Annotated in this window: 13 protein-coding genes; 1 reads left to right on the forward strand and 12 read right to left on the reverse strand. The window is 46.9% G+C overall.

Annotation, left to right across the window (positions count from 1 at the left end; translation table 11 throughout):
* Nucleotides 1-378 precede the first annotated feature (378 nt).
* Nucleotides 379-927 (reverse strand): hypothetical protein, encoded by a 549-nt coding sequence (locus EC604_RS26565; RefSeq protein WP_123067031.1) that lies wholly within the window; start codon nucleotides 925-927, stop codon nucleotides 379-381.
* An 88-nt stretch (nucleotides 928-1,015) separates the two neighbouring features.
* On the opposite strand from EC604_RS26565, the gene EC604_RS26570 reads away from it, so the two are divergent.
* Complete coding sequence (locus EC604_RS26570; protein ID WP_123067032.1) at nucleotides 1,016-1,618, forward strand: TetR/AcrR family transcriptional regulator; 603 nt, start codon at nucleotides 1,016-1,018, stop codon at nucleotides 1,616-1,618.
* Nucleotides 1,619-1,689: 71 nt separating this feature from the next.
* On the opposite strand, the gene EC604_RS26575 is transcribed toward EC604_RS26570, so the two are convergent.
* The 11 genes from EC604_RS26575 to EC604_RS26625 form a co-directional block, all read right to left on the reverse strand.
* On the reverse strand, nucleotides 1,690-3,027 hold the full coding sequence (locus tag EC604_RS26575; protein ID WP_123067033.1) for a TrkH family potassium uptake protein: 1,338 nt from the start codon (nucleotides 3,025-3,027) through the stop codon (nucleotides 1,690-1,692).
* A gap of 157 nt (nucleotides 3,028-3,184) precedes the next feature.
* Nucleotides 3,185-4,696, reverse strand: a complete 1,512-nt coding sequence (lysS, locus tag EC604_RS26580) for a lysine--tRNA ligase (protein ID WP_123067034.1) — start codon at nucleotides 4,694-4,696, stop codon at nucleotides 3,185-3,187.
* Nucleotides 4,697-4,810: 114 nt separating this feature from the next.
* Nucleotides 4,811-5,290, reverse strand: coding sequence for a transcription elongation factor GreA (gene greA, locus EC604_RS26585; RefSeq protein WP_090924651.1), 480 nt, complete (start codon nucleotides 5,288-5,290; stop codon nucleotides 4,811-4,813).
* A 251-nt stretch (nucleotides 5,291-5,541) separates the two neighbouring features.
* Nucleotides 5,542-6,561: a tRNA dihydrouridine synthase DusB gene (dusB, locus tag EC604_RS26590; protein WP_090924641.1), complete on the reverse strand. Its 1,020-nt coding sequence runs from the start codon at nucleotides 6,559-6,561 to the stop codon at nucleotides 5,542-5,544.
* Nucleotides 6,562-6,728: 167 nt separating this feature from the next.
* Nucleotides 6,729-6,923 carry a helix-turn-helix domain-containing protein gene (locus EC604_RS26595; protein ID WP_123067077.1) on the reverse strand — a complete coding sequence of 65 codons (195 nt, stop codon included), beginning with the start codon at nucleotides 6,921-6,923 and terminating at the stop codon, nucleotides 6,729-6,731.
* Nucleotides 6,884-7,432, reverse strand: coding sequence for a 2-amino-4-hydroxy-6-hydroxymethyldihydropteridine diphosphokinase (folK, locus tag EC604_RS26600; RefSeq protein ID WP_123067035.1), 549 nt, complete (start codon nucleotides 7,430-7,432; stop codon nucleotides 6,884-6,886). Before folK ends, EC604_RS26595 begins: the two co-directional genes overlap by 40 nt.
* A 9-nt stretch (nucleotides 7,433-7,441) precedes the next feature.
* Nucleotides 7,442-7,804 carry a dihydroneopterin aldolase gene (gene folB / locus EC604_RS26605; RefSeq protein ID WP_123067036.1) on the reverse strand — a complete coding sequence of 121 codons (363 nt, stop codon included), beginning with the start codon at nucleotides 7,802-7,804 and terminating at the stop codon, nucleotides 7,442-7,444.
* 133 nt (nucleotides 7,805-7,937) lie between these two features.
* Nucleotides 7,938-8,804 (reverse strand): dihydropteroate synthase, encoded by an 867-nt coding sequence (gene folP, locus EC604_RS26610; protein WP_123067037.1) that lies wholly within the window; start codon nucleotides 8,802-8,804, stop codon nucleotides 7,938-7,940.
* Entirely contained in the window at nucleotides 8,801-9,694 is an 894-nt protein-coding gene (locus EC604_RS26615) for an aminotransferase class IV (RefSeq protein ID WP_123067038.1), read from the reverse strand. Before EC604_RS26615 ends, folP begins: the two co-directional genes overlap by 4 nt.
* Before the next feature lies 1 nt (nucleotide 9,695).
* Nucleotides 9,696-10,274 carry an aminodeoxychorismate/anthranilate synthase component II gene (gene pabA, locus EC604_RS26620; protein WP_123067039.1) on the reverse strand — a complete coding sequence of 193 codons (579 nt, stop codon included), beginning with the start codon at nucleotides 10,272-10,274 and terminating at the stop codon, nucleotides 9,696-9,698.
* A gap of 51 nt (nucleotides 10,275-10,325) precedes the next feature.
* Nucleotides 10,326-11,969, reverse strand: coding sequence for an anthranilate synthase component I family protein (locus EC604_RS26625; protein ID WP_123067078.1), 1,644 nt, complete (start codon nucleotides 11,967-11,969; stop codon nucleotides 10,326-10,328).
* Between the last annotated feature and the right edge of the window lie 103 nt (nucleotides 11,970-12,072).

The following is a 12,072-nucleotide window of genomic DNA, read 5'->3' on the forward strand; positions in this document are numbered from 1 at the left end:
GTACCAATTTTTCCAGCGTCGATCTTGCAAAGCAAGATCGTTACTCACTCGTTGTTCAGTTTTCAAAGATCAAACTTATTTCGCCGCTGACTTTCTCTCGCCTCAGCAACTTTTATATCATATCACTTCCGAACCAACTTTGCAAGCTCTTTTTTTTAAGTTTCTTTCGAAGCTTTCTTAATTCATTGCTTGCCGCACCGTGTAAACCGTGTTTTCTTGGCCGGAATTAGAATATACCATGTGTAGAAGATGAATGCAAGTGTTTTTTTGATTTTTAATTACAATGTTGATCTTCTCCTCCATTGAGGATAAATTCTATGGAGATATGCATATCAGTGCTTCACCCTATATAACAAGTTAATCCTTATTTTTAGATAATTATCCTATATCTTTAACAGGAGCTTTCCTCGGCCACAAGCTATAGCTAATGCTTATCAACAGGTCAATACCCAGCACTATTGCCCATACTCGGATCTGACCTGAAAACACCTCTGTTCGAGCCGGATCACCAATCCACCATATCATAATATACAAAAGCGCACTCCCTATACTCCAAGCCAAAAGATGTCTGGCCCACCCTATACGCTCGTTCCTTGCATGTTCTCTTCCATATAACTTGCTCTGCCTAGGATTCTCCCCCCCTCTAAACCAGTATTGGAAGTAACGATCAGCCCAAGCAATCATCTGATGTCCAAAAGCAATGCTTACTCCAATATAGATAGCTGCTATGCCATGAACCATACTTGCTGTTGCTCCGGCTTGGAGATCTACTACAGTGGCTATGAGCAACAAAATATCAACAATCGGTGTGGCCGCCAACAAAGTCAATCCCAATCGCTTCATACCAAGCATATACCGAACGCTTAGCCCTGCAGCAACAAATATCCAAAATGCAATCTCACAGGCAACAATGAAATAAACAACCATAATTACCCCCCTTTTTATATAGTACAACTGTATTATAAATATTTTAACACATTTGTACCAAAATAAGCAATGATGTTATAATAAAGCCATGCCTAAAATCGTAGATCATGACAAACAGCGCGTGCTCGTAGCCGAGGCCGCTTGGCGTATTATCCGGAAAAATGGTATGGAACAAGCTTCTGTTCGAAATATCGCTGAGGAAGCTGGAATCTCGGTCGGATCCATGCGCCACTATTTTTCCACTCAATCGGAGCTTCTTTTATATGCAATGAATCTTGTATCGGAACGGGTCACTTCCCGGATTCAAAGCATGTCTTTCGACGGGCCTCCGATGGAACACATGAAACAGTTACTGCTTGAATTCATACCAAATACGGATGAGAAAATGGCGGAAATGGAGGTGTGGTACGCTTTTACTGCCAAATCCAAAACAGATCCTGCACTCAAAAAACTGGCTGACACTGTATATAATGATATTAGACGAGCTGTCGAGATCGTTATTACATCTCTGGTGAAGCTGAATATCTTCAGAGCAGATCTAAATCAGGAACTTGAGATCGAGAGGCTATATGCTCTCGTTGATGGTTTAGCGATCCACGCGGTGCTTCGACCCGATCAGATGAGCAGCAAACTTATGGATCAAACCCTCACCTTACATCTGGCATCTCTATGCCCAGAGAGTGCAAAGTAAAAAACGCAGAACATTTAATGTCACCCCTTTCCACATAGGGAGTAGATATCGAATGCCTGCGTTTTTTTGTTTTATCCAATAATAATCCGGCCCTCCGGATGGCGATACAATTTCTTCTCTTTACGGGGACGAAGTGCATACGCAATCGTTAGCGGACCGATCCGACCAACAAACATGGTGAAGGTAATAATGATTTTGCCCCAATTGGTCATCTCATGGGTTACCCCTACTGATAAACCTACCGTGCCAATAGCTGATGCAGCCTCAAACATGAGGGAAAGGAATGGAGCATCTTCTGTTGTAAGTAACAGCATCACCACAATCATGAAAATACTGAGGGAAACCATAATAATCGTCAATGCTCTCATAAGCAGCTCTTTAGGTACACGTTGCCGGAAAAAGACAATGTCCTTGTTGCCCCGAATCATGGCATATACTGCACCAATCATGATCAGAAATGTGGTTGTTTTGATTCCCCCACCTGTAGAACCTGGAGAAGCGCCAATAAACATGAGCAAGATGAAGAAGAATTGAGTCGCTTGTCGCATCTGCGTAATATCAATTGTACTTGTCCCGGAAGAACGAGTTGAGACGGACTGGAAGAACGATGCGTAGATCTTCTCGCTCCAGGTCAGTGGACCCAGCGTATGACTGTTGGTGAATTCGAAAATAAACAACACCACTGCTCCTATACCGATCAACGCACCGGACACTGACAGCACCAATTTCGATTGCAAGGATAAACGGCGGCGTTTACGGTATTCAAACAGGTCATTTAACACTACAAACCCGAGTCCACCAGATATCACGAGAATCGAAGCAGTGATGTTAAAAATCCAGTCTCCGGTATAATATTGAAAACTGTTGCCAAACAGATCAAATCCACCATTGTTAAACAAGGAAACGGAATGAAATATGCCGTAGTATACAGCCTGCATAAACGGCATCTCGGTAGCCCAGCGCAAAGCCAGAATGACCGCAGCTACCCCTTCAATAGTGAACGAAAAGATCAGAACCTTGCGGATAATCCGCACAATCCCCTCCATGCTGTCCGCATTAATAGCCTCTTTCAGTAGTAGTCTGTCTTTAAGAGATATGCGTTTGCCCAGCACAAGTGCAAACAACGTGGCCATGGTCATGAAACCGAGCCCGCCAAGCTGCATCAAGATCATGATGACAATCTGACCAAACAGATTGAAAGTTGTTCCTACATCCACCACAACTAATCCAGTTACACATGCCGCTGATGTAGCTGTAAATAAAGCATCAATAAAGGCGAGATGTGTACCACTCTGATTGGAAAACGGCAACATCAACAAAACGGTACCAATCGAAATAATCAGCAAGAAACCGCCAACCAATATTAACGGGGGAGATATGAACCTGGCGATGTGAAGCCTGAACTTCATGAAGGGCACCTCTTTTACCAAAATAAAAATGGGAGCAACTTGTGGCCCGTAGCCTATCTGCCTGAGTTACCTATGTAAACCCAAAGAGGAACTTGCCCCAGTTTGAAGCACGGTGGCAGGTTCCTCTTCTATTATGAACGAAAGATACGTTCCTTATTTACTCTTGTGTACGTGGACGCATATGCGGGAAGAGCAGTACGTCACGGATAGACGGTGAATTGGTCAGCAACATGATCAGACGATCGATACCGATTCCCAGACCACCTGTTGGTGGCATTCCGTATTCAAGTGCACGGATAAAGTCGTCATCCATCTCATGAGCCTCGTCATTGCCATGCTCTTTCTCCAGCATCTGTGCTTCGAAGCGCTGACGTTGATCAATTGGATCATTCAGCTCAGTGAAGGCATTGGCATGCTCACGTCCAACGATAAACAACTCGAAGCGATCCGTGAAACGAGGATCTGCATCGCTTTTCTTCGCCAGTGGCGAGATTTCAAGCGGATGTCCCATGATGAACGTTGGCTGAATCAGCGTTTCCTCAACAAACTCTTCGAAGAAAGCGTTCAGGATGTGACCAAATGTCATATGCGGTTCAACTTTTACATTATGCTGTTTCGCCAAGCTGTGCGCTTCTTCATCCGTCATATGAACGGAGAAGTCTACACCGACAACTTCCTTAACCGCATCCACCATGGTAACGCGGCGCCATTGCGGCTTAAGACTTACTTCATGATCTCCGTATTGGATTACTTGTGTGCCCAATACCTCCTGTGCGATGTGAGCAACCAGGTTTTCGGTTAAAGCCATGATATCCTTGTAATCCGCATATGCCTCATACAACTCAATCATGGTAAATTCCGGATTGTGACGTGTAGACATGCCTTCGTTCCGGTATACGCGGCCAATCTCATATACTTTTTCCAGACCACCGACAATCAGACGTTTCAAGTGAAGTTCAATCGCAATCCGCATGTACAGCTCCATATCAAGCGCATTATGATGGGTAATAAACGGACGAGCCGCCGCACCACCTGCGATCGCATGCAATGTTGGTGTCTCCACTTCAAGGTAGCCATGGGAGTCAAGATAACGACGCATGGATTGAATAATTTTGGAACGCATAATGAAGGTCTGCTGCACATCAGGGTTCATGATCAGGTCTACATAGCGCTGACGATAACGCAGTTCAACATCAGTCAGACCATGGTATTTATCCGGAAGTGGATAAAGGGATTTCGACAACACTTCCAGGTCTTTCACTTTAACGGAAGTCTCACCTGTTTTAGTTTTGAAAACAACGCCAGTTACCCCAACGATATCTCCAAGATCAAGCAGAGTGAATGCCGTAAACTTGTCCTCTGGCACGCTATCCTGACGAACATAGATCTGGATTCGGCCGCTCAGGTCCTGAATATGTGCAAAGCTTGCTTTACCCATTCCCCGCTTCGCCATAATCCGTCCGGCAATACTGACTTCGATGTGCTTTTCTTCCAGCTCTTCCTTGGTCAGTTCTTCATACTTCTTCAAAATGGAGCCGGCTTCTTCGGTACGTACGTATTTTTGGCCAAAAGGGTCGATTCCCAAGTTGCGGAGCTCGTCCAATTTGTCGCGGCGAATCTGTAACAGCTCGCTAAGTTCGGTTTCCTGATTCAAGACTTCATCCGTCATGATCTGTATTCATCTCCTTATTTACATTGCAGCCTGTGTCTGGACGCTTGTCCGTAATGTTGAAAAAAGCTTCCCTAAGGAAGCTTTTGTCTACTGCGCATGACTGCTTCGTTACTACAGCTTTTTAATATCTACAATTTTATATTGAATTACGCCAGCAGGCACACTTACATCAACCACTGTGCCTTTCTTCTTGCCTAAAATTGCTTTACCTACAGGACTTTCATTGGAAATCTTGTTCTGAAGCGGATTGGATTCCGCTGTACCTACAATCGTATATTCTGTGATATCGCCGAATTCCAAATCCTCTACAGTTACGGTTGCACCCACACTTACGGAATCGGTATCGATTTCGTCACTGTTGATAATTCGTGCATTACGCAACAGCTTCTCGAGTGTAATGATACGGCCTTCAATAAAAGCTTGCTCATTTTTCGCATCTTCGTATTCGGAGTTCTCGCTGATATCACCATAGCCGATAGCTACTTTGATCCGTTCAGCCACTTCGCGGCGCTTCACTGATTTTAGTGTTTCCAGTTCTTCTTCCAGCTTCTTGAGTCCTTCTGGTGTAAGGATAACTTCCTTGTCGCTCATCTCAACCGATTCTCCTGTCATGGGAATAATTTGATTGTACGGCAACGGAATCAGTGCTGATGACAGAACTCCGCCCGCATACATCTTCAAAACTATATGAAGTTCTCCAGAGAAATAGAATATTCCTCCTGATGCACTATACTTAGTAAACGCACATGGCGAATTTATACTGAGAAATTATAGGTGAACGATCTCGAAAAGTCAATGTTACATCCCCTGCGGCTGTAAACGTTTTACAACACACCTCTTAATTAAGAGGCATTACCCGCAATTACCGGTTCAGACTCCAGATTTCCTTCCATTTTCAACTGCTCCACAAAGTTCTCCAGAATGCCCACCATTTCGTCTCGCTTGGTTCCTTCCATAATAACATCCTTAATCCGGGCCGATCCTTTTAATCCCTTCAAGTACCAAGCCAGATGTTTACGCATTTCGCGTACAGCGACTGTCTCATTTTTGAGTGCAATTAGTCGATCCATATGCAAAACAGCTACGCGGATTTTCTCCTCCGCATTCGGGTCAGGGGGAAGCTGGCCTGAACTCAGGTACTGAATTGTGCGATATAACATCCATGGATTACCCAAAGCAGCGCGCCCAATCATTACTCCGTCACAGCCGGTCTCATCGAGCATACGGCGTGCATCTTCCGGTGAAGATACGTCGCCATTACCGATGACAGGAATAGAGACTGCTTCTTTGACATTTTTGATATGTGACCAATCCGCTGTACCTGTGTAGAGTTGTTCTCTTGTCCGTCCATGCACGCTGACAGCACTTCCGCCAGCTCGTTCCACCGCAAGAGCGTTCTCTACCACATAGATGTGTTCGTTGTCCCAACCGATCCGCATTTTAACGGTGACTGGTTTCTCAACAGCTTCTACAACAGCCGATACCATCTCATAGATCTTGTTCGGGTCCAGCAACCAGCGTGCACCTGCATCACACTTGGTTACCTTCGGAACAGGACAACCCATGTTAATATCGATGATATCTGCGTTCGTTTCCTTATCCACGATTCTAGCTGCCTCGACAAGCGATTCCCGGTCGCCTCCCCAAATCTGCAGACTGAGCGGTTTCTCACGTTCATCCACAAATAACATCTCGCGTGTCCGCTGGTTGCCATGCACAATGGCTTTACCACTCACCATCTCGGCACAGACAAGGCCCGTACCAAACTCTTTCGCGATCAAGCGAAAAGCCGGATTACATACACCAGCCATGGGTGCAAGCACAACCTGATTTTTCATTTCAATATTACCAATCTTAAGCATGTTTGCTGTTTCACCTCTTTATCCATTCCAAACCCGGACGTATTCGATATTCCAGAGCTGTGTTGGTTTCATTTTGGTTGTACATTGGCGTTCATCGTGTTCATCGTATTTATCCTATTGGTGCTTGTTCGGAGTTGTTATCTGTGTTCTCCTTTGTCCATCACTCGTTACTTCCCTTGTAATTCCTCGATACTAATCGCGAGCACACCAGCAATCTTACTTAGTTCCTGTGGTGTTACTCTCCGATTTCCTCGTTCGATCGTTCCCAGAATAGCCAAAGATATACCTGTCTCGGCCGCAAGCTCATGCTGGGTTAACCCTTTCAGCTTCCGGAATGCCCGGATTCGGTTGGCCAATTGCATGTTTTCCAACGCTGTATTCCATCCTTTCCATCCAGTACAGACAACGATGCGTGTACAAAGGTATGCAGACCTGATGCCTCGTCCTGCGGTACGATGTCCGACAGCGGCACCAGTACAAAAGCCCGCTCTCCCATACGGGGATGCGGCAGTTGAAGCAGTTCAGTATCTCGCGTCTCTCCATGCATCCAGAGCAAGTCCAAATCCACCGTACGCGGGCCCCAACGAATATCCCGAACCCGTCCAAGCTGATTCTCTACACTGAGCAATTCGGCGAGCAAAAGCTCCGGTGTCAGACTTGTACTAACCGTAGCAGCCATATTCAAAAACGCAGGCTGATCGACATATCCTACCGGCTCTGTCTCATACAGTGCAGAACAGCGTAGCACAGATATATGAGGGTGTTCATTCAGAAGCGTTAACGCTTCAAGTAGCGTCTGCTCCCGATTACCCAAATTAGCCCCTAAAGCAATATAAGCCTCTGAGGATTCAGAGGTCGAATGTGCAATCATGATCGGTTCTCACTTTCTTGAGCGGCGAAGCTCTATCGTTACGCCTCCGAAATGAATATCAAATGGCGGATGAGGCTTCGTCACCTTGACTGTCAATGCATTGATAATAGTATAAGTGTCTAGTAAAGAAGATGCAATATGTTCACCCAACGCTTCAATTAACTGGAATGATTTATTTTCAACGATCTGTTTCACCAGTTCATGAATCTCTGCATAATTAATCGTTTTGGTCAGATCATCATTACGTCCAGCCTCACCCAGATCCATATCGATCTCCAGATCAATGTAATATCGCTGACCCAGCTTTCGTTCTTCTGCAAACACACCGTGATACCCGTAATACTCCATGCGGTGCAGTACCATTCTATCCATCCAGTTCCCCTGCCTTCTTTTAAAATATCAATGTAAGTAGTAAGTAGAGAGATGTATGCTCGTTATAGCTCCCTTTGCTTTTCTATGTTAAAACGCTTCGCTCCAACATGGATGGGCCGCAAAAGGCCCTCCATTATGATCTTCTCCGTAAGCCGGGAGAACGATATAACATTGCATCACACATGTCCACCGTCCGCCGAATCGGCTTCACATCATGGACCCGTACCAGCTGGCAGCCTTGGGCAATGCCAAATGCAACCGTTGCCGCCGTGCCTTCCAGCGTATCATTAGCACCTACATCCAGCGTGTGCTGGATGAATCTTTTGCGGGATGTAGCAAGCAGCACCGGATAACCCAACTCGTTTAACAGGCCGAGAGAAGACATCAACTTCAGGTTCTCCGAGAGATCCTTCACAAAACCAATCCCTGGGTCCAATATAATCTGATGTTCCTCTACACCCGCTGCAAGTACAAGCTGAACGCTGTCCTGCACATCACGTACAACATCAAGCAGGTAATCGTTGTAGTCCCTTGCCTGACGGTTATGCATCAGAATAATGGGACAGCCCAGTTCAGCTGCCGTCCGCGCCATCTCCGGGTCAGCCTTCGCCCCCCATACATCATTGATAATATGGGCCCCTGCCTGAATGGCTTGACGGGCAACATCTGCCTTGTACGTATCCACAGAGATCGGAATATGCGGCGCCTCTGCACGCAAGGCTTCGATCACTGGTATAATTCGGTGAAGTTCCTCATCTGCACTGACCACCTCTGATCCCGGACGGGTGGATTCTCCGCCGATATCAATTAAATCCGCACCGTCCTCCATCATTTGTTTCGCATGGGCTACTGCTCGCTCCACATTAATGTAGCGCCCGCCATCCGAGAACGAATCTGGCGTAACGTTCAAAATGCCCATAATCTGTGTCCGAGATCCCAGCGTAATTGAAGCTGGTCCCCATTCGTATTTCCGTTCATAGATGACTGGTGTAAGTGTCATGAAGTATACCCCGCTTTCTCCCGGTACATACGCAGTAGCACTGCGGTTACCGGACCAATCCGTCCATTACTGATCGTTGTTTCTGTGCCGCTCAGATCCCGCAACGTCGTCACCGGCACGAGTTCAGCCACGGAACCCGTCAGAAAAATTTCATCTGCTTGTTGCAGATCCTCCCATGGTGACTGCACTTCTATGCAAGCAATGCCTTGATCTGCGGCAATCTCCATGACCACCGCTCTAGTGATACCTGGAAGAATGCCTGTAGATAGCGACGGGGTGTAGAGGACTTGCTCTCGCACCCAAAATACATTGCTGACAATACCCTCCGCAACATAATCGTCGCGTGTAAGCTGTAATCCTTCTGCGCTCCATATTCGCTGGTCTTGCTCGCCATAACCGTTTAATTCACGTTTCGCCAAGATACTGTTCATGTAGTGAAGCGACTTAAACCTGATCTGGCTTTCCGGTGTATTGCGCGGTGTGGACAGACGTTGCAGCATTTTACCCCTCTCATACAGAATAGAAGATGGTTCGGGTAGTGATTTTGCCAGTACGATATGTTTGGGGTCTGTATAATCCCCCGAAGGTAGTCCAAGCGGCGCTTCACCAGCAGATACTGTATAACGTACGTACGCATCCTTAAGTTCATTTCCCTGCATCAGACGGGATATCCAGCCTTTGACTTCCTCTGCTGTCACTGTGAAAGGAATGCCCAACTCTTCACAGCCTGAAGCCATGCGCTCCAGATGCCTTTCCAGAAGGAAGGGTACGCCTTGGTATGTTCGAAAGGTCTCAAACAGCCCAAGTCCGTACAAAAAGCCGTGATCCGTTACAGGAACCACGGCTGACGCCAGTTGAACCAGTTCTCCGTTAATCGCGGCATATTGCATGTTATACGTTCGCTTTTTGTTGTGATAGGAAATTGCGAAGCATCTGATGGCCATGATCTGTAATGATGGATTCCGGGTGGAACTGTACCCCTTCAATCGCATATGTTTTGTGACGCAGGCCCATAATCTCTCCCTCAGCTGTTTCCGCTGTAATCTCCAGACAATCCGGCAGGCTGCTGCGTTCCACGATCAAGGAATGATAACGAGTTGCTGTAAACGGAGAAGGTAACCCCGTAAACACCGAAGTACCCTGGTGATGCATCTCCGATGTTTTACCATGCATCATCCGATCCGCTCGAATGACATTGCCTCCAAACGCCTGCCCAATCGCCTGATGTCCAAGACAAACGCCAAAGATGGGAATGCTTCCTTTGAAATGATCGATAACCGCCAAGCTGATCCCCGCTTCATTCGGTGTGCATGGACCTGGAGAGATCAGAATATGATCCGGTGCCAGTGCTTCAATACCTGCCAGATCAATCTCGTCATTGCGGCGAACTTCCACCGTTTCCCCCAATTCACCCAGATATTGAACCAGGTTGTAGGTGAAGGAATCGTAATTGTCGATAACCAGAATCATAGGTCTGCTCCTCCTCATATTCCACCGCAGATTACGGCGGATGCCTTGTTTTTATTTTAACTTATTAAGTTTAACTGCTTCATTCCGTTCTCTTCGGGTATTTCCTGCTCTCGTTTTGGTTACTCCTGCCGATGCCTGCGCTGTGTCAGCCTCCGCTCGTTCACTATAGTTCACAGCTCTCATCATTGCTCGGGCCTTGTTGGAACACTCCTTGTACTCGCGATATGGATCAGAATCAATGACAATACCTGCACCAGCCTGCACATAACCCGTTCCATCCTTAATGGCAAGAGTGCGTATGACGATATTCAGCTCCATATTGCCACTGTAGTCTATCCATCCAATAGACCCTGTATATGGCCCACGTCGAACCGGCTCAAGCTCTTCGATAATCTCCATCGTGCGTACTTTTGGAGCACCCGTTATCGTTCCACCAGGAAACGTTGCAGCAATGACATCAAACACAGTTAATCCTTCGGCCAGCCTGCCTTCCACCTGTGAAACCAAGTGCATAACATGCGAATATTTCTCGATCGTCATTAATTCAGGCACATGAACTGATCCATACGCAGCAATTCGCCCGATATCATTGCGCTCCAGATCAACGAGCATAATATGCTCGGCCCGCTCCTTCTCACTGCCAAGCAACTCATCCGCCATCGCCTGATCCTCTGCTTCATCTCGTCCTCTTCTTCTTGTTCCAGCGATGGGCCGCGCACTGACTTTGCCGTTCTCCACTTTGACTAGCAATTCTGGCGATCCACTGACCAGTTGGAATTCGGGACTGCGAAGCATCCCCATATAGGGTGAGGGGTTTACAACACGTAGCCATTCATAGATATGCTCGCTACTGGATTGGAGCTGCTTTTCATGCCTAAGGGACAGATTAACCTGAAATACATCGCCCTGCCTGATATATTCTTGTACCTGAAGAACAGCTTTTTCAAAATCCTCTTGCGGAAAGGACGTATGCCATCCCTCTGTTTCGCGCTCGGATTCTTCTCTTCGGAGGGCAAGATGAACCTGCCTGTGGCGGAGTTCCAACGCTTGCTGTTGCTCTTCTGCCTGAGCGAAACCCATAATATGAAGCCAGCGCTGCTGCATGGCTACAGCACGTTTCCCAGCCGCAGCATAGAGACGCTGCAGATCGGTCTGCTCCTGCTTCTCAGCACTCACTTCCACATGCACCATACAGAAAAGTGCCTGCTGCTCATGGTCGTATGCCCATATTTCCTCAAAGCGCATCCACCAGTAATCTGGAAGTGCAGGATTATCCTCAGCAATCGTTGGCAGTTTCTCCAGTGATCTGGCTACATCGTAGCTGAGGTATCCAGCGCAACCGCCTGCAAAATCTGGTGATCCGTCAACCTTGGGTGCTCGGTAGGGTGACATCCACCGTTTTAACACATCCAGCGGTTTGCCCTGATCTGTTCTACTTGTTCCTTGAAACAAGTCATGAATTGTAGCTTCCTGCCCTTTGCCGGAAACGATAGATACCGGATTTAAGCCGAGGAATGTATACCTTCCGCCTTTTCCATTCTCCAGCACAATTGCATTAGGAGATGCTTGTTGCCATGCTGCCTCCCACGTTAGCGGTAAACCGCCATGATACGGTCCCTCGTCCGACTTCGTTATATATGGTAACATTGTCCAGCCTTGTCCAGCCCATACTTCCCAGTCGGCGTATGTTGTCATCAGGTGTGTCACTGCGGCCCGCCGCCCTTTCGTGTGTCACTATATAAGTTGGCTATGTAAGTCACACAGTCACCCCAATGGCAGAATAAGCTGTGCAAACAAG

The organism is Paenibacillus amylolyticus (assembly GCF_003719335.1).
Taxonomy (GTDB): domain Bacteria; phylum Bacillota; class Bacilli; order Paenibacillales; family Paenibacillaceae; genus Paenibacillus; species Paenibacillus amylolyticus_D.